The sequence below is a fragment of the Propionivibrio sp. genome, from assembly GCF_047602565.1.
Classification (GTDB): domain Bacteria; phylum Pseudomonadota; class Gammaproteobacteria; order Burkholderiales; family Rhodocyclaceae; genus Propionivibrio.
Genome location: NZ_JASGGX010000001.1, coordinates 1,186,598 through 1,209,345, shown reverse-complemented (window position 1 = coordinate 1,209,345; position 22,748 = coordinate 1,186,598). Strand labels below are relative to the sequence as shown.

The window sequence follows — 22,748 nt, the reverse complement described above, 5'->3', positions numbered from 1 at the left end:
CCGCCCCGACCTTGCCGGGTACGCTTCCGGCCGCCGTCCCGGATGAACGGGATCAGTCGGTCGCCGCTTCCTGCGCCGAGAGCGCATGGCCCATGCGGTAGCGGCCGGCGGCCACGTTGATGCCGCCGCGGGCCGTGAGCGCCTCGGGGGCCAGCGCGGTGGCGGCCAGTTCTTCGATGGCGGCCTCGGCGTGGCCGGTGACCAGCAGCACCCAGTCCACGCCGCCGTCCTTGCCGCGGATGCGCTGCTCGCGCGTCATCTCAGGCGTCAGCGCGGCCTCGAACAGGTGCGCGCTCGCCACGCCGGGCCGGTCGGCCGACGCGGGCAGCGCCTGCGCCACGAGCCAGTCGCGCAGGGCGGTTTCCTGGCCGGGGTCCGGGCTGAAATGGATCAACAGTCCGCTGGTGCCCAGACCGGGGCCGCGGCTGAAGGCGACGCGGCAGAATCCCCGGCGCATGCCGCGGTAGTGCGGCATCATCCGGGCCGTCCAGGCGCTCGGATTGTTCAGGCGTTCGAGGTAGGGCGGCGAGGCCAGCGTGTCGAGGCCGGCGACCTCGTACATCACGAAGTAGCGCGGGCCCGGCCCGGTCGCCGTCCAGCGCGATCCGCGCAGGAAACCGGGGATCGACATCCGTTCCCGCAGGTGTTCGCGCGAATGCCAGTCGTCGTGTTCGGCGACCGCCTCCGGGACGACGTCGAACGAAAGAATCATTGCCGCGTTGCCGAGCAGTGCCATGTTTTTCTCCTTCGAAATAAGCCTGCGACCGGGGATCAGCCGGCCTTCGCCGTTTCCGGCACGCCAGGGGCCGGCGCCGGATGGCGGAGGTCCGGCAGGAAGACGGCGAACAGCCCGAGCAGCGGCAGGAAAGAGCACAGCCGATAGACGGCGACGATGCCCCATGCGTCGGCGAGCTGTCCGAGCACCGCCGCGCCGATGCCGGCCAGACCGAAGGCCAGGCCGAAGAACAGTCCGGAAACCGTGCCGATCCGGGCGGGGAACAGTTCCTGCGCATACACCAGGATGGCGGGGAAGGCGGAGGCCAGCATGAAACCGATGATCATGGTCAGCACGACCGACACGGCGGGGCCGGCATAAGGCAGCGCCAAAGTGAACGGCGCGATGCCGAGGATGGATATCCAGATCACCCGCTTGCGCCCGATGCGGTCGCCGATCGGCCCGCCGAGCAGCGCCCCGGCGGCGACCGAGGCAAGGAAGTAGAACAGGTGGTACTGCGCGGTCTGCGTATCGAGGCCGTACTGGTGCATCAGATAGAAGATCAGGTAGCTGTTGATGCTGGCCATGTAGAAGAACTTCGAGAAGATGAGCGTCAGCAGCACGGCCAGCGTCTGCACGATCCTGGCCCTGGGCAGGGACTGTCCGGAGGACGCGGGCGTCCTGGCCGGCCGCCGCTGGTGCTGCCGGTACCAGCGCCCGACGCCGATCAGCACGATCATGGCCAGCAGCGCGACCAGCGAAAAGAGCGCGATGCTGCGCTGCCCGTACGGCAGGATGATCCACGCGGCGAGCAGCGGCCCGGTCGCCGCGCCGGCGTTGCCGCCGACCTGGAAGATCGATTGGGCCAGTCCGTGGCGTCCGCCCGAGGCCATGCGCGCGACGCGCGCCGATTCCGGGTGGAAGACCGCCGAGCCCGAACCGATCAGCGCGGCCGCCAGCAGGACCACGGGGAAATGGCTGGCCAACGACAGGGTAAGCAGGCCGGCCAGCGTGCAGCCCATGCCCAGGGCCAGCGAGTACGGCTTGGGCCGCCGGTCCGTGTAATAGCCGACGACCGGTTGCAGCAGCGACGCCGTGCATTGGAAAACCAGCGTGATCAGCCCGATCTGGGCGAAGTTCAGGCCGAATTCGGTCTTGAACAGCGGATAGATCGCCAGGATCAGCGACTGGATGGTGTCGTTCAGGAAATGCGAGAAGCTGATGGCGCCGAGCACCCCGAAGGCGGTGCCCGAGCCGGCTGCCGCGCTTGACGTGTTTTTCATGATGCGGGAAGGGCGGGAGAAAAGCGTCCACTATACGGCCGATGCCCCGGCCGCGTCTTGCCTGCTGCGTGGATAGCGCAGGAATGTCCCGGTTGCGGCATGCGGGCAACACCTGGACACGGCTGGCGCCGCCGGCGAACGGCGGGCGTTTTTGAGGCATCGGACGGCGTCCCTTATAATCCCGCCCTTCCGACTGGCAGGGTATTGACGCGAGGAGCGGGCATGCGGATGGCGATTCTGGTGTTGATCGGCATGGGCGCCGGGATGAGTTCCGGGCTGTTCGGCATCGGCGGCGGCGTGCTGATCGTGCCGGCGCTGGTATACCTGCTCGATTTCCCGCTGCATCGGGCCGTCGGCACCAGCCTCGCCGTGCTGCTGCCGCCCATCGGCGCGGCGGCGGTTTACGCGTATTACCGCGCCGGGCACATCGACTGGCAGGCCGCCCTCATCCTGGCCACGACGCTGTTCGTCGGCGCGTGGCTGGGGGCGATGGCGGCCAACCACCTCGACGAAAGCTGGCTGCGCAACCTGTTCGGCGTTTTCCTGATCGCCCTGGGCGGCTACATGCTGTTCTTCGGCAAGTCGGCCTGATTCCGTCGGCCGGCTCGCTGGCGGCTACATGCCGAGCGATCTGAGCAGTTCGTCGCTGTCGCCGTGGTCGGGCGGCGAGGGCGGCGTCGCGGTCGTCGCGCCGCTGTTGGCCTGCGCGATCAGCTCGTCCGGATCGGGCGCTTCGTGCGGCTCGAAGTCGTAGAGCTTGATGAACTCGGTGCGGTCGATCGCCAGTTCCAGGTAGAAGATGTTGTTGCCGCCGGTGTAGAACGTGACGCGCCGCGCCTCCGGCTGATCGAGGTTGGCGTCGACGCTGAGCATGACCTGCTTGTTGATGGCCAGCATCTTGGGCTGGTTCTGGGTGATGTGCGTCTGCAGCTCGCGCCCGATCTTGCCGGTGAAATCGCCGACGATCTGGTTCATCAACTCGCCCATGACGTTGGCCACTTCGTCCGAGGTGAAGGAGCTGGCCAGTCCGTCCTTCGGGATGCCCATGCTGAGCATGTAGCGCTCGTAGAGTTCCATCGCCGCCTGGGCGGAAAAGTTGATGATCACCAGCCCGGAGAATCCGCCGTCGAAGAGGACGAAGCAGCCGATGTCCGGCTTGAGGCAGGTCTTGCTGATGCGCTGCACCATCGCCGAATAGCGGATCTGGCTCTGGGTGGCCAGGGTGAGGACCTTGGTTACCGAATCGCACAGGCTGACGAGCAGGTCCTCGGTTCCGAAAACGACTGTTTTTTCGAGCGGGCTCATGGTGTTATCGCCGATTGTTGGGAAAATGCGTCATGTATAGCACAGTTGCGGCCACGGGCGCGTCTTTTTCCCATTTTCGCGGGCGGCCGGCTTCTGCTATCGTTGCCACCCCGTCAAGCGAAACGAAAAGATGCCTTACCCCGTCGTCGATACCCAGGTTTCACCCACCGGCAGGCTGGAAGTCCTGTCCCGCGCCGAGGTCGCCCGGCTGCTCGATCATGGCCACGACAGCCTGCACCACGTCTTCCGCAACTGCGCGCTGGCCGTCCTGAACTGCGGCAACGAACTCGATGACGGCAAGGAACTGCTGGAGCGCTATCCGTCCTTCAGCATCCAGTTGATCAGCCGTGAGCGCGGCATCAAGCTCGACATCCACGGCGCGCCGGCGAGCGCGTTCGTCAACGGCAAGATGGTCGCCGGCATCCGCGAGCATCTGTTCGCCGTGCTGCGCGACGTCGTCTATCTCGGCGACGAGATTCGCGACAACAGGAAATTCAATCAATCGACGTCCGACGGCGTCACCGACATCGTCTTCCACATCCTGCGCAACGCCGGCATCCTGCAGCCGGTGGCCGACACCAGCGTGGTGGTCTGCTGGGGCGGGCATTCGATCTCGCGGGAGGAGTACGACTACACCAAGCGGGTCGGCTACCAGCTCGGCCTGCGCGGCCTGGACATCTGCACCGGCTGCGGTCCGGGCGCCATGAAGGGACCGATGAAGGGCGCCACCATCGGCCATGCCAAGCAGCGCATCGGCGGCCGCTATCTCGGTTTTTCCGAGCCTGGCATCATCGCCGCCGAGTCGCCCAATCCGATCGTCAACGCCCTGGTCATCTTTCCGGACATCGAGAAGCGCCTCGAAGCGTTCGTGCGCGTCGGCCACGGCATCGTGATCTTCCCCGGCGGCGCCGGCACCGCGGAGGAAATCCTGTACCTGCTCGGCATCCTGCTGCATCCGCGCAATGCCGAACTGCCGTTTCCGCTGGTGTTCAGCGGACCGAAGAGCGCGGAGGGCTATTTCAGGCACATCGACGCCTTCATCGGCCAGACGCTGGGGCGCGAGGCGCAGCGCCGCTATTCGATCATCCTCGACGATCCGGAGCGCGTCGCGCGCGAAATGAAGGCCGGCCTGACGCTCGTGCGCGAATTCCGCAAAAGCCGGCGCGACGCCTACAACTTCAACTGGCTGCTGCACGTCGACCACGAGTTCCAGCGGCGCTTCCGGCCGACGCACGAGAACATGCGGACGCTCGACCTGTACAAGGACCGGCCGAGCCATCTTCTGGCGGCCAACCTGCGGCGCGCCTTTTCGGGCATCGTGGCCGGCAACGTCAAGGCCGACGGCATCCGGGAGATCGAGCGGCACGGGCCGTTCGAAATCCATGGCGATGCGGCGATCATGGGGCCGATGGACGCGCTGCTGGCGTCCTTCGTCGAGCAGACGCGCATGAAGCTGCCGGGCAAGGACTACCACCCGTGCTATCGGATTGTCGGCCAGGAGGTTGGCGGCGCGGCCGCCTGACCGGGACCCGGCGAAAACGGCAAGGCTGCGGAACGGGCGAAAAAAAGCGCCCCCCGTCGGTGGAGCGGGGGACGCCTGAGCCATTGTTGCGCTCGAACGGGTAATCAGGCCGGAGCCGGCCGGCGGGTGTTCTGGTCGATGCCTTTCCGGTTCATCGGCCGTCAATAGGCCACTTGCGCGACTTCGCGCAATTCCTCGGTCGTCGTGCGGCCGAAGCCGAAGAACTCCAGGTACGCGGGGATCATTTCGTAGAGCATGTCGACGCCGATCTGGTAGCGGCAGCCGCGCGCCCGCGCCGCCTGCAGCAAGGGCGTCATCTCCTGTTTCATCACCACCTCGCCGACGAAGGTCGAGGCGGACAGGTCGTTGAGGTCCATCGGCAGCGGGTCGCCCGGCAGGCCGAGCGGCGTGGCGTTGACCACCAGGTCGTAGCCGGCGGCCCGGTTCGTGCCCGTGCGCGCCGCCAGTTTCGGGTAATGCTGGCGCAGCCGGTCGACCAGGCCGGCGGCCGATTCCGGAAAGGCGTCATGGACCGTGATGGCCGCCACGCCCTCGGCGGCGAGCGACGCGGCGATCGCCGAGCCGACGCCGCCGGAGCCGACCACCAGGCATTCCGCGCCCGCGAAGGCGAATCCCTTGCGCCGGAGTCCGCGCGTAAAACCGGCGCCGTCGAACATGTCGCCGAGCAGCGTGCCGTCCGGCCGCTTCAGCACGGCGTTGCAGGAACCGGCGATCTTGGCGGCCGTGGACAGTTCGTCGACCAGCCCGGCCGTGGTGATCTTGTGCGGCATGGTGACCAGGGCGCCCGGCACGTTGGTGAGGGCGAACACGGATTTCATCACCGCCGGGTAGTCCTCGGGCTTGACCCCCATGGGGACGACCACCGCGTCGATGTCGTTGCGCTCGAACCAGGGGTTGTAGATGAGCGGCGCCTTGAAGGCGTGCGTGGGATAGCCGAACAAGGGCAGCAGTTGCGTTTGGCCGGTGATCATGGACAGTGTTTCTCCCGGAGGCGCGGTACCCGTTTTTCATGCGTTTTCCGGATTCGGCTGCGTGGCCCGCACCCGGCAAGATGCCTGGCCGAGGTACCGTGGGCCGAAGCACGGCGCGACTATAGGGAAAACGTGTTATCGAGTAAATAAAATGGAAAATATATTTAGTATATGAAAATTAACATGATCAATCCGTACCAAGCTTTACGGCCCGCACGGAAGACGGTACCTAAATGGAGAGGAGATCGGGTAGTGGCGTCCGGAGCCGTTCCGGTACAAATATTCTTTTCTACAGATAATTAATATATTTTTCATTTTATAGACAGAATAATTCGTCGCGACTAGGATGCCCGTCAAACATGAATTCAAGAGGGCTTGCGCTAGAATGACCTCGCGGCTGTCGGCAGACGGCTTGGACGATTGTTTGGAAGCGGCACAAAGTCCGTGCATGGTTTATAGACGAGGGGCGGGCAGATCTTTGCGGAATGCGGGACTCGAAGCCTGATGACAAAAATCCCGGAAGGGAAAAATCGATAAGGAGGATTGCTTCATGGTCAAGGCACTCAAAACGGTAGTCGCGGCGCTGGCCGTCTGTGGTCTGGCGTTGTCCGCGACGAGCGCGTCCGCGCAGATCAACGAGCGCGTGCTCAGATTCGCGTCGAGCAACGTCGAGGGGAATCCGCAGGTCGACGGCCTGATGAAGTTTGCCGACCTGGTCAAGGAAAAGAGCGGCGGCAAGATGGTGGTCAAGGTGTTCACCGGCGCCACCCTGGGCAAGGACATCCAGGTGTTGTCGTCGATGCAGGGCGGCACCGTCGATGGCGCGACCATGAACACCAACCTGCTGGTCGGCATCGTCAAGGACGCCGGCCTCGTCGATCTGCCCTACATCTTCGACAACGAGCAGGAAGCCTATGCCGTCCTGGACGGCCCGTTCGGGCAGAAGATCCATTCCGAACTCGAACCGAAGGGGCTGATCGGCCTGGCGTTCTTCGACATGGGCTACTACAGCCTGCACAACAACACGCACCCGATCAAGACGATCGACGACGTCAAGGGCCTCAAGATGCGCGTGACTGAGACCCCGGTGACCATCGATACCTTCAAGGCCTGGGGCGCGAACGCCGTGCCGCTGGCCTACGCCGAGCTGTTCAGCGCGCTCGAATCGCGCATCGTCGACGGCGGCGGGCAGCCGCCGCTGAACATGATCTACGGCAAGATCGGCGAAGTCTCCAAGTTCTACACGGTGAACCGCTACTCCTTCACGCCGGTGTCGCTGCTGATGAGCAAGAAGACGATGGACAAGCTGACGGCCGACGAGAAGAAGGTCATCTCCGATGCCGCCAAGGAGTCGACCGGCTTCCAGCGCCAGATTTCCCTGAAGAAATCGGCCGACTGCCTGGCCGATCTGAAGAAGACCAAGACGCAGGTGACCGAGCTCACGCCGGCGGAAATCGCGCCGTTCCGCGAAGCCACCAAGCCGGTGGTCGAGAAGTACCTGAAGGTCTACGACGAAGCGCTCGGCAAGCTGCTGTTCGCCGAGATCGCCAAGTACCGCGCCGCGAAGAAGTAACGGGGCAGGGGAGTCCGGGGGGCGCCGATGCGCCCCCGCGCAGGGGAAGGGCGCAGCCGCGCCCTTCCCCTTTTTGCTGTCCTCGTTTCCGGCGGGAGGTCCGGCGTCAGTGCCCTTCAGGATGCCGCGTCCGCGCTTCTCGCGTCGGCCGCGCCCGGGCAGGCCCGATCACGTGGCGGTCCTCGGCAATACCAGCGTGGCGGACAGCCCGCCTGCGGGCCGGTTGGCGAGGATCAGTTCGCCGCCATGCAGCAGGGCGACGTCCTTGACGATCGACAGGCCCAGTCCGACGCCGCCGGTGTCCGCGGCGCGGGCGCCGTCGGGGCGGTAGTACGGCTCGGTGACCAGCGGCAATGCCGCTTCCGGGATGCCCGGGCCATCGTCCTCGACCGCCAGGCGCAGGGCCTCGGCGCCGTCGGCGATGCGCAGGCGCGGGTTGCTCCCGTGCTTGCAGGCGTTGTCGATGAGATTCTGCAAGGCCCGGCGCAGCGCCGCCAGACGCCCCGGATAGGCATGCAGCGCCTGGCCTGAAACGGTCACGCGCCGGCCCGGAGCGGAGGAATCTTCCGCCAGGCTTTGGACCAGGGCATTGATGTCGATCGGCCGGATCGGTTCGTTTTCGCGCAGGCCCCGCAGGTAATCCAGCGTGGCGTCGATCATCTGCGCCATGGCGTCGAGGTCGGCGGCCATCTGCTCGCGCAGGCGTTCATCCTCGATCAGCTCGCTGCGCAGGCGCAGCCGTGTCAGCGGCGTGCGCAGGTCGTGCGAGACGGCGGCCAGGGCGCGCGAACGCTCCTCGATCAGCCGCCGCAGCTTGTCGCGCATGCGGTTGAACGCCTGCGCCGCCGTGCGCACCTCGGTCGAGCCGGCCTCGGCCAGCGGCGGCGCGTCGAGGTTCTGCCCCAGCGTGTCGGCCGCCTGCGCCAGATGCCGCAACGGCGTCGTCGCCTGGCGCACGACCAGCATGACGACGGCCGCGACGATGCCCAGGGAGGCCGCCAGGTAGACGTAGAACCAGCCGGGCAAGGCCGGCGCGCCGGGCTGCAACGTGGCCGTGACGCGCACCCACTGGCCGTCCCGCAGGCGCAGGTCGAAAGTGCGCGAGGCGGAGTCCTGCGCCATGCGCCCCATGCCGCCCATGCCGCCGCCCATCCCGCCACCTTTTCCCATGCCGCCGGCCGAGCGGATCTCGCGCTCGCCGCCCAGGCGGGCGGCGACACCCGCCTGGATCTGGCCGCGCGGCGGGAACGGCGACACCTGGCGTGCGTCGATCAGCGCCACGCGCAGGTCGTCCGTCTGAAGCCGGGCGATGGCCTGCGGGTATCCCGCCGCGGCGCCGGCTTCGAGCTGCCGGACGGCGTCGGCGATGCGGTCGGCCATGTGCAATCCGCGCGCCTCGGTGACGACCGCGGCACGTTCGCTCCAGTGCAGCCACAGGCTCAGCGACTGGGCGCCGGCCAGGCCGGCCAGCAGGATCAGCGCCAGGCGGGCGGAAAGGCTGGACGGCATGAACGCGGCCAGGCGGCGGCCGAGGGTCATTTTTCCCGCCTTGCCACCGCCGCGGCCAGCACATAGCCTTCGCCGCGCACCGTCTTGAGCAGGGCGGGTTCGCGGCTGTCGTCGCGCAGGCGCTGGCGCAGGCGGCTGACCTGCACGTCGATCGCGCGGTCGAAGGGCTCGGCTTCGCGTCCGTGGATCATCTCCGTGAGCTGGTCGCGGGTCAGCACGCGGTTGGGATGGTCGAGCAGAATGCGCAAGAGCCGGTATTCGCCGCCGGAAAGCGGGGTGGCCACGTCGTCCGGCGCGGTCAGGAGACGCTCCGCGGTATCCAGCGTCCAGCCGGCGAAGACGAGATAACGCGCCGCCTCCGGCGCCAGGTTCGGCGGCAGGGCGCGCGTGCGGCGCAGAATGCTCTTGATGCGCGCGAGCAGTTCGCGCGGATTGAACGGTTTCACGAGGTAGTCGTCGGCGCCCATTTCGATGCCGACGATGCGGTCGGCGTCCTCGCCGCGCGCGGTGAGCATCAGCACCGGCAGATTCGGCTTGCCCGGCTTGGCGCGCAGGTCGCGGCACAGCGTCAGGCCGTCGCTGTCGGGCAGCATCAGGTCGAGCACGATCAGGTCGACGGCATGGCGTTCCAGGGCCTGCCACATCTCGCGTCCGCCGCGCACGGCGATGGCCGCGAAACCGTTGCGGGCCAGATAGTCCTCGAGCAGCCGGCGGATTTCCGGGTCGTCGTCGACGATCAGAATGGTGTCGGTTTTATCCATTGCGATGCTCTGGCGATGCTGCACGATGCGATTGATAGCGCTTTTTCCCGCGCCGTGGCGGCGGGCGTGTAACGCAGTGTAACGCCGCGAGGCGCCGCAACGCTGCGATGCAATTCAGTTTTCCCCGGCAACATCGGGCTTACAACTCCAGCGTTCAATGGCGCCATGGACGCGCCGAACGACGGGCGTCCTGCACTTGATCCGCTTTATGGGAGAGACGACATGAAAAGCGCTGCCGATTGGAAAAACATCGCATTGGCCGCCTTGCTCGGCGGGATGCTGGCGGCTTCGGCGCTGGCCCAGCCGGGACCGGGCATGGGCGGCGGACCGCGCATGCAGAACGCCGCGCCGGGCATGGGCAGCGGGATGGGACGCGGGATGCGCTTCAGCCAGGACAATACGCCGGGATGGACGCTGATGACGCCGGCGGAGCAAGCCGCGCACCGGGAAAAAATGCTGTCGATGCAGACCTACGCGGACTGCAAGGCGTACCAGACCGAACATCGCGCGGTCATGGAGGCGCGCGCCAGGGAACGGGGCGTGACGCTGCCGGCGGCGCGCCAGCTGGGCTGCGAGCGCATGCAGGCGCGCGGCCTGCTCAAGTAGCGGAAGGTGCCTTCAGGCACGGGTGGAAGAGCGGAGCAGGACCCACAGCGCGCCTTCGCCGCCGTCGTTGGGCGGCGGGTGGCAGAACGCCAGGACGTCCTTGCTGCGCGACAGCCAGCTTTTGACCAGCTGGCGCAGGACGCCTTCGCGGCCCGGCGAACCGTGGCCGCGGCCATGTACGATGCGCACGCAACGCCTGCCTTCGCGCACCGATTCGGCCAGGAAGCGCGCGACTTCCTCGTGCGCCTCGTGCCGGTTGAGGCCATGCAGGTCGGTATGGTTGCGGATCGTCCACCGGCCCCGCCGCAGGTCGCGCAGCACGCTGCGCGGCAGGCCGGGGCGCAGGAAGGCGTCGGCCTCACCGATGGCCAGCAGGTCGTCGATCTCCAGCGGTCCATGCAGCGATTCGGCGACGGCCGCCGCCTCGTCGAGTTCGCGCTGGCGCGGGCGCGGACTCGGCTTGGAGCGCTCGTGCAGGACGCGCTCCGGCGTCTTCAGCGGACGCGCGTCGGCGACGGCCGAGCGGAAATCGGCGATGTCTTCCGGCGACGGCTGGGGAGGTTCACTCATCGGCATGCGGAAACCCGGTCGTGAACCGCGGCGGGACGGCATCGCACCCGGCGCGCCGGCCTCGTCGAAGGCCGGCGCCCGGTTTTTCGCCGTGCCGCGGCGGCGTTTGCCTCTTTACTTGTCCAGCAGGCCGTCGAGATATTTCTCGGCGTCCAGCGCCGCCATGCAGCCGGAGCCCGCCGAGGTGCAGGCCTGGCGGTAGATGTGGTCCTGCACGTCGCCGGCGGCGAAGACGCCGGGGATCGACGTCGCGGTGGCGTTGCCGTGGCGGCCGCCCTGGGTGATGATGTAGCCGTTTTCCATCTCCAACTGGCCGGCGAACAGATCCGTGTTCGGCTTGTGGCCGATGGCGATGAATACGCCGAGCAGGGGGATTTCCTCGCTGGCGCCGGTCCGCACGTTCTTGACGCGGATGCCGGTGACGCCGGAGGGATCGCCGAGCACTTCCTCCAGCGTCGAATCCCATTTGATCGTGACTTTGCCGGTCTTTTCCTTCTCGAACAGGTGGTCCTGCAGGATTTTCTCGCTGCGCAGCTTATCGCGGCGGTGCACCAGCGTGACGTGGCTGGCGATGTTGGCGAGATAGAGCGCCTCTTCGACGGCGGTATTGCCGCCGCCGATCACGGCGACCGGCTGGTTCTTGTAGAAGAAGCCGTCGCAGGTCGCGCACGCCGAGACGCCGCGGCCGGAATATTCCTCTTCGGAGGGCAGGCCGAGGTATTGCGCCGACGCGCCCGTGGCGACGATCAGCGCATCGCAGGTATAGGTGCCGGAATCGCCGACCAGGGTGAAGGGCCGTTTCGCCAGATCGGCGGTGTGGATGTGGTCGAAGACGATCTCGGTCTCGAAGCGGCGGGCGTGCTCTTCGAACTTCTGCATCAGCTCGGGGCCCTGGATGCCCTCGGCGGCGGCCGGCCAGTTGTCCACGTCGGTGGTGGTCATCAGCTGGCCGCCCTGCGCCATCCCGGTGACCAGGACCGGCTTGAGATTGGCGCGCGCGGCATAGACGGCGGCGGTGTACCCGGCCGGGCCGGACCCCAGGATGAGCAGCTTGCAGTGGCGCGCTTGCGACATGTCGGTTCCTTTCCTTGATTGTGAGTGCCGGCTTGATTATAACGGCAGGCGCGGATGGCGGCCCCCGGCCGGCGGCACGATGCCGCCGCGCTTGAACTGGGGGCGAGTATTGGCGGATCATAGCGGGGGACGGTCATCGTCCCGGACGAAGGAGCATCCATGGATAACGTCGGTGAAACGGTCGCGGGAAAGTCCGTGCGTCTGCTGTTGCAGAACATTCCCCTCTTCACGGGCCTGCCCGAGACGCAGCTGAACCACATCGCGCGCATGGCCGTGCTGCGGCGGGAGCCCCGCAACAAGACGATCGTCTTCGTGGGGGCGGGGACCGATTCGCTGTTCGTCATCGTCAAGGGCAGCGCGAAAGTGCTCAACCGGGATTCCGAAGGGCGCGAGGTCATTCTCTCCATGCTCGGGGCGGGCGAGTGTTTCGGCGAAATGGGCCTGATCGACGATTCGCCGCGCTCGGCCGACGTGGTGACCAACGAGCCCTGCGACCTGCTGGTGATCTCCAAGGCCGACTTCACCCGGGCGCTGTCCGAGAACGTCGATCTCTGCCTGAACATCATGAAGAGCCTGGTCCTGCGCCTGCGCGAGGCCAACCACAAGATCGAGAGCCTGGCGCTGATGGACGTGTACGGGCGGGTGGCCAAGCTGCTCCTGGATCTCTCCGAAACCGAGGACGGCGTGCGCAGCGTGAAACGCCGGATCACCAAGCTGGACATGGCCAAGATGGTCGGCGCCTCGCGCGAGATGGTCAGCCGCGTGATGCGGGATCTCGAACATCGCGGCATCATCCGCAGCGAGCCGGGGCGGATCATCCTCAACGGCGACTGACCGCCGCCGGGCACTGGCCGGCGCGCGCAGCACCGGGTGCCGGACGGCTATAATCCGCTTTTGACCCGTACGACGGATCGTGATGGCTGCGCAGTACAAATCCACCGCCAAGTTCAACCGTGCCTCCGCCCCTCCCAGCCCGCTGCCGGAGAAGATCGGTCTCGTTCTCCAGGAATCGCGCTGGCTGGCGCTGATCGCGGTGGCGGCTTTTCTAGGGTTGGCGCTATGGGGGTTCGACCGCGCCGATCCGGGCTGGTCACATGCCGTTTCCGCGACCGCCCTGCATAACCCGGCCGGGCGCGGCGGCGCCTGGCTGGCCGACCTCCTGCTCTACGTCTTCGGCTTTTCGGCGTGGTGGTGGGTGATCCTGCTGCTGGCCATGGTCTGGTGGGGCTACCGCCGGCTGGACGGGCTGCGTCCGGCCGACCGCCGGCCGCTGTACATCGCCCTGGGCGGTTTCCTGCTGCTGATCGTCGCCAGCAGCGCGCTGGAGGCCCTGCGCTTCTATTCGCACAAGGCCCAGTTGCCGCTGGGGCCGGGCGGCATGCTGGGGCAGGGGCTGGGCGGCCTGACCGTCCGCTATTTCGGCTACACGGGCGCGACGCTGGCGCTGATCGCCGCGTGGGCGCTGGGCTGGAGCATCTTTTCCGGGATGTCCTGGCTGTCCGTCGTCGAGCGCTTCGGCGCCCTGCTGGAAAAGTCCATCTTCGGCGTCCGCGATCTGCTCGACCGCTGGCAGGACCGGCGCATCGGCCGCGAGGTGGCGCGCGAGCGCGAAGCGGTGGTCGAAGGCGAGAAGCGCCGCGAGGAGACGCGCGAACCGATCATCATCCAGGCGCCGCCGCCCGAAGCGCCGGTGCCGCCCAAGGTCGAGAAGCGCATCGAGCGCGAACGGCAGACGCCGCTGTTCCCCGAGGCCGTGGCCGGCGGGCTGCTGCCGCCGCTGCATCTCCTGGAGCCGCCCGCGGCGGCGACCGAGACGGTCGCCGCCGAGACGCTGGAATTCACCTCGCGCCTGATCGAACGCAAGCTGGCTGACTTCGGCGTGCAGGCGCAGGTGCTGGCCGCCTATCCGGGCCCGGTGATCACGCGCTACGAAATCGAGCCGGCGGTCGGCGTGAAGGGCTCGCAGATCGTCAACCTGTCCAAGGACGTGGCGCGCTCGCTGTCGATGGTGTCGATCCGCGTCGTCGAGACGGTGCCGGGCAAGTCGTGCATGGCGCTGGAGCTGCCCAATCCCAAGCGCCAGATGGTGCGCCTGTCGGAGATCATCTCCAGCCGCGACTATCACGCCATGTCCTCGCCGCTGGCGATGACCCTCGGCAAGGACATCGGCGGCCAGCCGGTGGTGGTCGACCTGGCCAAGATGCCGCACCTGCTGGTGGCGGGAACGACCGGCTCGGGCAAGTCGGTGGGCATCAACGCGATGATCCTGTCGCTGCTCTACAAGTCCGAGCCGGACAAGGTGCGCCTGATCCTGGTCGATCCCAAGATGCTGGAGTTGTCGATCTACGAAGGCATTCCGCACCTGCTGGCGCCGGTGGTGGTGGACATGAAGCAGGCGGCCAACGCGCTCAACTGGTGCGTCGGCGAAATGGAGCGCCGCTACAAGCTGATGTCGGCGATGGGCGTGCGCAACATCGCCGGCCTCAACCATCGCATCAAGGACGCCGAGAAGGCCGGCGAGAAGCTGCCCAATCCGCTGTCGCTCACCCCGGAGACGCCCGAACCGCTCGTCGCCATGCCGTACATCGTGGTGGTCATCGACGAGCTGGCCGACCTGATGATGGTCGCCGGCAAGAAGGTCGAGCAGCTCATCGCGCGCCTGGCGCAGAAGGCGCGCGCGGCCGGCATCCACCTGATCCTGGCCACGCAGCGGCCGTCGGTCAACGTGATCACCGGCCTGATCAAGGCCAACATCCCGACGCGCATGTCCTTCCAGGTCTCGTCCAAGATCGACTCGCGCACCATCCTCGACCAGATGGGCGCCGAGGCGCTGCTCGGCCAGGGCGACATGCTCTACCTCGCGCCCGGCACCGGCTACCCGACGCGCGTGCACGGCGCCTTCGTCGCCGACGACGAGGTGCATCGCGTCGTCGAGCACCTCAAGAAGGCCGGCGCGCCGGACTACGTCGAGGGCGTGCTCAACGGCGGCGGCTTCGACGACGAGGAAGGCGGCAATGGCAACGGCGACGGCGAGAACGGCGGCGACGCCGAGGCCGATCCGCTGTACGACCAGGCGGTGGAGGTCGTGCTGAAGAACCGCCGGGCCTCGATCTCGCTGGTGCAGCGCCACCTGCGCATCGGCTACAACCGCTCGGCGCGTCTGATCGAGGCGATGGAGAAGGCCGGGCTGGTGTCGTCCATGGACGCGCGCGGCGGCCGGGAAGTCCTCGGCCGGACGACGGACGAATGACGCCGGCGGACGCCGGCCACGGAGACGCAAGGGTGCAAGGAACATGAAATTCGGCGGACGTTCATTACGCTTCTTTCCGGCGCTGCTGTGCTGCTTCGCCATGCTTGGCGCCCTGCCGGCGCAGGCCGGCGCGCTGGACAAGCTGCATCGCTTCCTGGAGACGACCAAAACCCTGCGCGCCGACTTTTCGCAGCTCGTGGTGGCCAAGAACGGCCGGCGGCCGCAGCAGTCGTCCGGCACGATGATGATTGCGCGGCCCGGCAAGTTCCGCTGGCAGGTCGACAAACCCTACAGCCAGTTGCTGGTCGGCGACGGCGAGCGGGTCTGGATGTACGACCCGGACCTGCGCCAGGCCACGGTGAAGAAGATGGACGCCGCGCTGGGCAGCACGCCGGCGGCCCTGCTGGTCGGCGGCAACACGCTGGAAAAGAACTTCGACCTGCGCGAACTGGGCGAGCGCGAAGGGCTGGACTGGCTGGAAGCCAAGCCCAAGTCGCCCGACAGCGGCTTCGAGAAGCTGCACCTCGGCTTCGACGGCGACGACCTGAAGGCGATGGAGCTGTACGACAATTTCGGGCAGACGACCTCGCTGGTCTTTTCCAACCTGCAGCGCAACCCGTCCCTGCCGGCTGCGCAGTTCCGCTTCGTGCCGCCGGCCGGTACCGACGTCATCGGTGAGTGACCTTTTCACCCAGGCCCACCCGGTGCCGCTCGCCGAGGCGTTGCGGCCCAAGACGCTGGACGAGGTCATCGGGCAGCAGCACCTGCTCGGGCCGGGCAAGCCGCTGCGCCTCGCCTTCGAGGCGCGCAAGCCGCATTCGCTGATCTTCTGGGGCCCGCCGGGCGTCGGCAAGACGACCCTGGCGCGGCTGATGGCGGATGCCTTCGACGCCGAATTCCTGGCCCTGTCCGCCGTGTTTTCGGGCGTCAAGGACATCCGCGAGGCGGTGGCGCGGGCCGAGGCCGTGCGCGCCCAGCACGGGCGCTCGACGATCCTCTTCGTCGACGAGGTGCACCGCTTCAACAAGGCGCAGCAGGACGCCTTCCTGCCGTACGTCGAGGAAGGCCTGCTCACGCTGGTCGGCGCGACGACCGAGAACCCGTCGTTCGAAGTCAATTCCGCGCTGCTCTCGCGCGCCTCGGTTTACGTGCTCAACCCGCTGTCCACCGAGGAGATGGGGCAGCTTTTCGCGCGCGCCTGCGCCAAGGCCCTGCAGGGACTGACCTTCGACGACGAGGCGCGCGACCGCCTGATCGGCCAGGCCGACGGCGACGCGCGGCGCCTGATCAACCTGCTCGAACAGACGCGCACGGCGGCGGAAACGGCCGGGCGCGCGCACATCGACGGCGCCTTCATCGACAACACGCTGGCGCAGAGCCTGCGCCGCTTCGACAAGGGCGGCGAGGCGTTCTACGACCAGATTTCGGCGCTGCACAAATCGGTGCGCGGCTCGAACCCCGACGCCGCGCTGTACTGGTTCTGCCGCATGCTCGACGGCGGCACCGACCCGCGCTACCTGGCCCGGCGCATCGTGCGCATGGCCTGGGAAGACATCGGCCTGGCCGACCCCCGCGCCGCGCAGGTCGCCGCCGCCGCGGCCGAAACCTACGAGCGGCTGGGCTCGCCCGAAGGCGAGCTGGCGCTGGCCGAAGCGGTGATCTACATGGCCATGGCCGCCAAATCGAACGCCGCCTACGTCGCGTATAATGCCGCGCGGGCCTTCGTCGCCAAGGACGGTTCCCGGCCGGTGCCGCTGCACCTGCGCAACGCGCCGACCAAGCTGATGCGCGAACTCGATTACGGCAAGGACTACCGCTACGCGCACGACGAGGCGGAAGCGTACGCGGCGGGCGAAAAGTACTTTCCCGAGGACATGCCGCCGGTCGAGTGGTACCGGCCGGTCGACCGCGGGCTGGAAATCAAGATCCGCGAAAAGCTCGCGCACCTGCGCGAACTCGACCGCGAGGCGCTGCGCAAGGCGAAGAAATAGAACGAAGCCGACGAATCGAACCACTTTGAGGACCGACCATGCTTGACATCCAACTGCTGCGCACCGACATCGACGCGGTCAGCGCGCGCCTGGCCACGCGCGGCTACACGCTCGACGCCGCCACCTTCCAGAAGCTCGAAGCCGAGCGCAAGACCCTGCAGACCCGGACGCAGGATCTGCAGGCGAAGCGCAACAGCCTGTCCAAGCAGGTCGGCATGCTCAAGGGCAAAGGCGAGGACGCCTCGGCGGCGATGGCCGAAGTCGCCGCGCTGAAGAACGAACTGGAGGCCAACGAACAGCGCCTCGGCGAACTGCTGAAGGAAATGGAATCCTTCATCGCCACCATCCCCAACGTGCCGCAGGAAAGCGTGCCGGTCGGCAAATCCGAGGCCGACAACGCCGAACTCAAGAAATGGGGCGCGCCGCGCGCCTTCGATTTCCCGGTCAAGGACCACGTCGACCTCGGCGAGGGGCTGGGCCAGATCGACTTCGCCGCCGCCGCCAAGATCGCCGGCGCGCGTTTCTCCCTGCTCAAGGGGCCGATCGCCCGCATGCACCGCGCGCTGGCGCAGTTCATGCTCGACGTGCATACCGCCGAACACGGCTACACCGAGGTCTATGCGCCTTACCTGGTCAATCCCGACAGCATGTTCGGTACCGGTCAGCTGCCCAAGTTCGAGGCCGACCTGTTCAAGATCCTGCGCGCCGACGCCGAGCCGCTGTACCTGATTCCCACCGCCGAGGTGCCGGTGACCAACATCGTGCGCGACGAAATCCTGGGGCAGGGCGTCCTGCCGCTGAAGTTCGTCTGCCATACGCCGTGCTTCCGTTCCGAGGCCGGTTCCTACGGCAAGGACACGCGCGGCATGATCCGCCAGCACCAGTTCGACAAGGTGGAACTGGTGCAGATCGTCGCCGCCGAGAAGTCGAACGAGGCGCACGAGGAATTGACCCGCCACGCCGAGGCCATCCTCGAAAAGCTCGACCTGCCGTACCGCCGCGTCGTGCTGTGCACCGCCGACATGGGCTTCTCGTCGGCCAAGACCTACGACCTCGAAGTGTGGCTGCCGGGGCAGAACGCCTACCGCGAGATTTCCTCGTGTTCCAACTTCGAGGCCTTCCAGGCGCGGCGCATGCAGGCGCGCTGCCGCAACGAGAAGAACAAGACCGAGCTCGTGCACACGCTCAATGGCTCGGGCCTCGCCGTCGGGCGCACGCTGGTGGCGATCCTGGAAAACTACCAGAACGCCGACGGCAGCATCACGGTCCCGGTGGCCCTGCGCCCCTACCTGGGCGGCATGGAGAAGATCCTGGCCGCGTGACGCAGGCCGGGCGGCGGAGAAAATGCGGGAAAGAAGCGGCGAAAGCTGGCACCGGTCAACGGAGCTGTGCTAGAATCCGCCGCCTACCGGAGAGGTGGCAGAGTGGTCGATTGTACCTGACTCGAAATCAGGCGATGTCTTACGGCATCCGAGGGTTCGAATCCCTCCCTCTCCGCCAGAACAAACCAGAGGCCCTTCGGGGCCTTTGTTTTTAAAGGTTTCCTTGTAATTCAAGCGGTTCCCTTGGGTCATTTTGGGAACAAAGCTGGGAACATTCCAGCTATCATGCGGGGATGGACAAGGAAATGGGACACGCTCCAGGGATGGAGTTGCACGGTTCAGGATGGCGCGCAACAAAGCGCGTACCTAAAGCTCTCCGGGAACATTACGCCTCGGATTTTCTCCGGTACCAGACAGGTAAATCTAACAGGCAAGCCGCTGATGTTCTTGTCTGGCGTTGGCGTGCCGCCCTTGAAGAAGAGTTCCAGCGTATCCGGGAGACTGGCAGCAAGGAAAGGAAAGTCATCTCCAACGAGGATGTCCAACATCTGGCGCGGATGATGGTGCATTCCACGCTAGAGGCCCATGAGGCGTGCTCAGATGCTGGCGATTTTGCCGATGACCTCGCATATGAGCGCGCCCAACGGGACCTTGAAGAGGCAGATAGCGAGACCCGTTTAGCTATCTCACGCCGCATTTTCACAGGGGCGTTACCGTCCATCGTGGAAGATTGGCTCTGGGGGCATGGCTACGACATTCCCCGCGATAGCGAGTCCTTCCGGGAAGTCTGTAGAGAGTTTGCCAAGGGGCGGGCGGAAGCGATACAGGCGAAGAAGGCTCGTAATGCCGGGGAATGGGTAGAAACGCCTCCTCGCCCGGAGCCTCCTTCGCGCAGTGAGCCGGTCCAGAACCTGACGCTTTCCGGGGTGGTCCAGCATTTCCTTAGCAAGCAACGTGAAGGCGCCCCAATGTTCAAGAAGTACAAGGGGGCTACGGCGCTTCTCCTTGAAGTCCTCGGGGATTGCCCTGTATCCAGCTTGAAACAGCAGGAAGTCGATGATTTCTTCTCGCTCATCTGCCGTCTGCCACCTCGCTGGTCTGACAAGAAGCGACAACTCGGGAAGACGGCCCGTGAATTGGCTGCCATGGAGTGGGAAAAGTGTGTCAATCGCAAGACCTTTGAGGACAGCTATATGGCCGCCCTCCGCCCGTTCTTTATTCATGCCCGCCGCGTCTTCGGGGATCAGGGTTTCCCCGCGAATCTAACTACGGAAGGTATCAAGTACCAGGGGGACCGCGAGGGGGGAGAAAACAAGCAAAGGGCGCTCAGGCCGGATGAACTAAAACGACTCTTCGAGGGGCCGGAGTTCGCCTCCTTTGCGAGTGACCCTACACAGGAGCATTGTTATTGGCTTCCCTTGCTAGGGCTCTTTACTGGGGCGCGTGTCAATGAGTTATGCCAGCTTAATCCGCAATGTGACATCCGGGAAGAGCATGGGGTCTGGCTATTGGACATCACGGATGAATCCGACACCGCAGAAGGCGTCAGGAAGAGCGTGAAGAACAACTCCTCTCGCCGCAAAGTTCCCATTCATTCAACATTACTTGGATTGGGCTTCCTTCGGTACGCGCAGCAGATGAAAGAAGGAGGGGCGGCGCTACTGTTCCCGCAATGGCCCCCGGTAAAGGGTAGAGCCAGCGGGAAGGCCGAGAAGTGGTTTAGAGGGTTGCTCGAATCCATAGGGCTCCGGGACGAGACACCAAAACAGCGGCTTGTAGGATTCCATGCCATGCGATCCACGCTCCTTTCGCGTGCGGATCATCTGGATATTCCCAAGCCGGGGACTTTGACGGGGCACCGCCAGTCGTCTGCAAATGCTACCGAAGAAGGCTACAAGGAGGCCATAGCCTTGACCAAGAACCGGGACAAGCTAGAACGCATTCATTACGATTTAACCTTCTCGCCCCTCGTTAGGTGACTCTTTGATGCTCTGTGGGGCGTAAAAAACAGGGGATCAAGGACGGGACGCGGGCGCTGGTGTAACTTCTTTGATCACCATCGGACTTTGGTTGTCGGGAGCCTGTATAAAAGCCAGCCGCCGCAAGGCTTGGCCCGGTCCTCTGTTCCCTGTAGGTGTCCATTTTGGACAGCACCCCAGGCAGAGTTCCCGCTGGGGTCCCTTCAAGGGAAAAACTTGAAGATACCTGCGGAGTTCCCTGCCGGGGGCTGCTGGGTCAATGGAATTCCGGCTCTTCCATAGGCAGTCGCTTCATTCGCTCCACAATACCCAGGATGCTATCGACGGCCCTCCAGCGGGCCTCCGGGTCCGAGAGTTTTTCCACGTAGTTCTCCAGCTCCTGTGTGTTTCTCTCGATGGCCCGAAGGAGTTCTCCGCTGTGGTCCATGTCGGGGGCGTCCGCATCGCGGTTGCCCGCTTTCTCTTCGCCCATCTTGAGCGCAGTGGCCTGGAAATGCTCCTTCATCCAGTTGTGCAGGCTGGACTTCTTGACCTGGATTTCGCGTTCAATTTCCCGGTAACTCTTCAATGAGCCATCCGCCTTCTTGTTCTTCCTGGCATGCATGTACGCAAGGAAGACCCGCTTATTGTCCCCCCGCTGGGTGTAGGCATGGCCGTTTTCTAGATTGTCACTTGCCGCGATCCAGCGGGCTTCGTTGAAAGGCGCATCGATGATTACCGCCTGCACATGCTCCATACCTAGCTTGATGGTCGCGGCCTCGAATCTGTGCCAGCCGCAGACCAAATGCAGCTTCTCCTTCCCGCTGATCCTCGCTAGCGTGATGGGAGGGAACTGGCTCCCCGTTTCCATTGAGTTTTTGTAGCGTTCCACCAGCGAGGGGAGCAACGCCGCCCGTGGTTGAAGTCTCTCGTCCCTGAGAATCTTTTCCACGCTTACCCGTTGGGACTCGCTGGGGGTCCTCCACGGCCAAGCACTACCGTTCGAACTTGCTGCACTCATCCTGCTGTTCTCCACTTTCTTCAGTTATCTGCCTATGCTCGGCCAGGATCACGGCCAAGGTCTGGTTATTATTCAATCGTACCCCATGCGCCTTTTCATACACTCGCTGAAACTCCTTGAGGTAGTCGAAGGCTGACAGTGGGAAGGCCACTTGCCTGAAGACAAGGGCTTCGGTTCTGTTCTGTGTGCCGCAATTCAAGGTATTCAATCCTCCCAAGGTAGTTTGTTGGCGTCCTCTTTAAGTACCCCGAAGAACTCTTCGAAGGCTCCCGCAGAAACCTCATTGCAGGCCGCAATAGGGGTGCAGAACATCTTTCCCATGCTCGGGTATGTCTCGGCCCTGACGGCTTGCTGGAGGCTCCGTAAGGTGGCTTTAAGGGCGGCTGTACGGTGCCCGTTCTTGGGGGCCATCGCGCAGATGTGCGGGGTCCGGTATCTGTGATAGGGGGGTTTTACATAAGTAAATACTTATAAACCATTGCCATTCAAGGCGCCCGACAGGATCGCTGAGTGTCTATACCAATGTCACAAATAGACGGGTGTGGTTGTCGCCTTCCGGACTACGCTCCGCTCGCTGCTGCATCCCGGATGTTATGGACAAGCGCCCGACTGATGCCGTAGTTCCTGGCTATTTCGCTGATGGTTTGCCCCTGCTGGATCGCCTTACGGATTGCCTCCCGGTCCTTCTCGGAGGTCTTCGTCGGACGCCCCAGCCGCTTACCTTCAGCCTTGGCCCTGGCAAGTCCTGCCTGTGTCCGTTCGATGATGAGTTCTCGTTCGAAGTCGGCCACAGCCGCCAGCATCTTGACCATGAGCCCGCCCGCACTGCTGGTCAGATCGAGGTTCCCCAGTTGGAGGACCACGAGGCGCAATCCCCGATCCTGAAAAAGCTTTACCGTCTGCTGAACATCGATGCTATCCCGCCCGAGGCGGTCCAGCTTGGTGACGACTACGGTATCCCCGGCCTCAAGGCGATCCAGTAGGCGGACAAAGCCGGGGCGCTGGAGGGCCGGGACACTCCCGCTGACTTTCTCTTCGATGAATCTGCGGGGCGCAATCTGGTATCCAGCCTGCTCGATTTGCTCCCGCTGGTTCTCGGTAAGCTGCTCCACAGTGGAGACGCGGGCATACGCAAAGACACGGCTCATGGCTGACCTTTTTGTTATAAAACGGTGTCAGGATAGCACAGACCGTCACTTAATGGAACGGGTAGTTTTGTGACAGTCTTCGGCAGAGTGTCAGAAAGTGGCCGGTTTGTGGCAAAAAATAACAAAATCTCGACAGCCGGGAAAAGAT

The 22,748-nt window shown here is 65.2% G+C and carries 20 protein-coding genes and 1 tRNA gene; 11 read left to right on the top strand and 10 right to left on the bottom strand.

The features are described from left to right. Window positions 1–52 precede the first annotated feature (52 nt). Complete coding sequence (locus tag QM701_RS05475; protein WP_415166079.1) at window positions 53–736, bottom strand: hypothetical protein; 684 nt, start codon at window positions 734–736, stop codon at window positions 53–55. A 35-nt stretch (window positions 737–771) separates the two neighbouring features. Further along, complete coding sequence (locus tag QM701_RS05470) at window positions 772–1,998, bottom strand: MFS transporter (protein ID WP_415166078.1); 1,227 nt, start codon at window positions 1,996–1,998, stop codon at window positions 772–774. 222 nt (window positions 1,999–2,220) lie between these two features. On the opposite strand from QM701_RS05470, the gene QM701_RS05465 reads away from it, so the two are divergent. Continuing rightward, on the top strand, window positions 2,221–2,589 hold the full coding sequence (locus QM701_RS05465; RefSeq protein ID WP_415166077.1) for a sulfite exporter TauE/SafE family protein: 369 nt from the start codon (window positions 2,221–2,223) through the stop codon (window positions 2,587–2,589). 24 nt (window positions 2,590–2,613) lie between these two features. Here the strand turns inward: QM701_RS05465 and QM701_RS05460 are convergent, their stop codons facing one another. Continuing rightward, window positions 2,614–3,303 carry a DUF3334 family protein gene (locus tag QM701_RS05460; RefSeq protein ID WP_415166076.1) on the bottom strand — a complete coding sequence of 230 codons (690 nt, stop codon included), beginning with the start codon at window positions 3,301–3,303 and terminating at the stop codon, window positions 2,614–2,616. A gap of 130 nt (window positions 3,304–3,433) precedes the next feature. Between QM701_RS05460 and ppnN the strand changes: the two genes are divergently transcribed. Then, window positions 3,434–4,825 (top strand): nucleotide 5'-monophosphate nucleosidase PpnN, encoded by a 1,392-nt coding sequence (gene ppnN / locus QM701_RS05455; protein ID WP_415166075.1) that lies wholly within the window; start codon window positions 3,434–3,436, stop codon window positions 4,823–4,825. Window positions 4,826–4,986: 161 nt separating this feature from the next. On the opposite strand, the gene QM701_RS05450 is transcribed toward ppnN, so the two are convergent. Beyond that, a complete protein-coding gene (locus tag QM701_RS05450) occupies window positions 4,987–5,817 on the bottom strand; it encodes a shikimate dehydrogenase family protein (RefSeq protein ID WP_415166074.1) in 831 nt (276 codons plus the stop codon). A 550-nt stretch (window positions 5,818–6,367) separates the two neighbouring features. Here QM701_RS05450 and dctP point away from each other — a divergent pair. Beyond that, a complete protein-coding gene (gene dctP / locus QM701_RS05445) occupies window positions 6,368–7,390 on the top strand; it encodes a TRAP transporter substrate-binding protein DctP (protein ID WP_415166073.1) in 1,023 nt (340 codons plus the stop codon). Window positions 7,391–7,558: 168 nt separating this feature from the next. Here dctP and QM701_RS05440 read toward each other — a convergent pair whose 3' ends face one another. Then, on the bottom strand, window positions 7,559–8,929 hold the full coding sequence (locus QM701_RS05440; protein WP_415166072.1) for an ATP-binding protein: 1,371 nt from the start codon (window positions 8,927–8,929) through the stop codon (window positions 7,559–7,561). Then, window positions 8,926–9,660 (bottom strand): response regulator, encoded by a 735-nt coding sequence (locus tag QM701_RS05435; protein WP_415166071.1) that lies wholly within the window; start codon window positions 9,658–9,660, stop codon window positions 8,926–8,928. Before QM701_RS05435 ends, QM701_RS05440 begins: the two co-directional genes overlap by 4 nt. A gap of 222 nt (window positions 9,661–9,882) precedes the next feature. Between QM701_RS05435 and QM701_RS05430 the strand changes: the two genes are divergently transcribed. Beyond that, on the top strand, window positions 9,883–10,266 hold the full coding sequence (locus QM701_RS05430; protein ID WP_415166070.1) for a hypothetical protein: 384 nt from the start codon (window positions 9,883–9,885) through the stop codon (window positions 10,264–10,266). Window positions 10,267–10,278: 12 nt separating this feature from the next. Here the strand turns inward: QM701_RS05430 and QM701_RS05425 are convergent, their stop codons facing one another. Together QM701_RS05425 and trxB are read right to left on the bottom strand one after the other, a co-directional pair. Beyond that, a complete protein-coding gene (locus QM701_RS05425; protein ID WP_415166069.1) occupies window positions 10,279–10,836 on the bottom strand; it encodes a Smr/MutS family protein in 558 nt (185 codons plus the stop codon). A gap of 114 nt (window positions 10,837–10,950) precedes the next feature. Continuing rightward, complete coding sequence (gene trxB / locus QM701_RS05420) at window positions 10,951–11,910, bottom strand: thioredoxin-disulfide reductase (protein WP_415166068.1); 960 nt, start codon at window positions 11,908–11,910, stop codon at window positions 10,951–10,953. A 159-nt stretch (window positions 11,911–12,069) separates the two neighbouring features. On the opposite strand from trxB, the gene QM701_RS05415 reads away from it, so the two are divergent. The 7 genes from QM701_RS05415 to QM701_RS05385 all read left to right on the top strand — a co-directional run bounded on the left by QM701_RS05415 (window position 12,070) and on the right by QM701_RS05385 (window position 20,452). Then, entirely contained in the window at window positions 12,070–12,744 is a 675-nt protein-coding gene (locus QM701_RS05415; RefSeq protein ID WP_415166067.1) for a Crp/Fnr family transcriptional regulator, read from the top strand. An 82-nt stretch (window positions 12,745–12,826) separates the two neighbouring features. Then, window positions 12,827–15,160: a DNA translocase FtsK gene (locus QM701_RS05410; protein ID WP_415169349.1), complete on the top strand. Its 2,334-nt coding sequence runs from the start codon at window positions 12,827–12,829 to the stop codon at window positions 15,158–15,160. Between the two features lie 43 nt (window positions 15,161–15,203). Continuing rightward, window positions 15,204–15,842 (top strand): outer membrane lipoprotein chaperone LolA, encoded by a 639-nt coding sequence (lolA, locus tag QM701_RS05405; RefSeq protein WP_415166066.1) that lies wholly within the window; start codon window positions 15,204–15,206, stop codon window positions 15,840–15,842. After that, window positions 15,835–17,151, top strand: a complete 1,317-nt coding sequence (locus tag QM701_RS05400) for a replication-associated recombination protein A (protein WP_415166065.1) — start codon at window positions 15,835–15,837, stop codon at window positions 17,149–17,151. Before lolA ends, QM701_RS05400 begins: the two co-directional genes overlap by 8 nt. Before the next feature lie 38 nt (window positions 17,152–17,189). Beyond that, the gene (gene serS, locus QM701_RS05395; RefSeq protein ID WP_415166064.1) at window positions 17,190–18,473 is read left to right on the top strand and encodes a serine--tRNA ligase; all 1,284 of its coding nucleotides are present in this window, start codon (window positions 17,190–17,192) and stop codon (window positions 18,471–18,473) included. Window positions 18,474–18,561: 88 nt separating this feature from the next. Continuing rightward, window positions 18,562–18,651: transfer RNA gene (locus tag QM701_RS05390), tRNA-Ser, on the top strand. A 115-nt stretch (window positions 18,652–18,766) separates the two neighbouring features. Next, window positions 18,767–20,452, top strand: a complete 1,686-nt coding sequence (locus tag QM701_RS05385; RefSeq protein WP_415166063.1) for an integrase — start codon at window positions 18,767–18,769, stop codon at window positions 20,450–20,452. A 256-nt stretch (window positions 20,453–20,708) separates the two neighbouring features. Here the strand turns inward: QM701_RS05385 and QM701_RS05380 are convergent, their stop codons facing one another. Both QM701_RS05380 and QM701_RS05375 read right to left on the bottom strand, forming a co-directional pair. Further along, entirely contained in the window at window positions 20,709–21,383 is a 675-nt protein-coding gene (locus QM701_RS05380; protein WP_415166062.1) for a ParB N-terminal domain-containing protein, read from the bottom strand. A gap of 629 nt (window positions 21,384–22,012) precedes the next feature. Then, window positions 22,013–22,600, bottom strand: coding sequence for a recombinase family protein (locus QM701_RS05375; protein ID WP_415166061.1), 588 nt, complete (start codon window positions 22,598–22,600; stop codon window positions 22,013–22,015). Window positions 22,601–22,748: the final 148 nt, after the last annotated feature.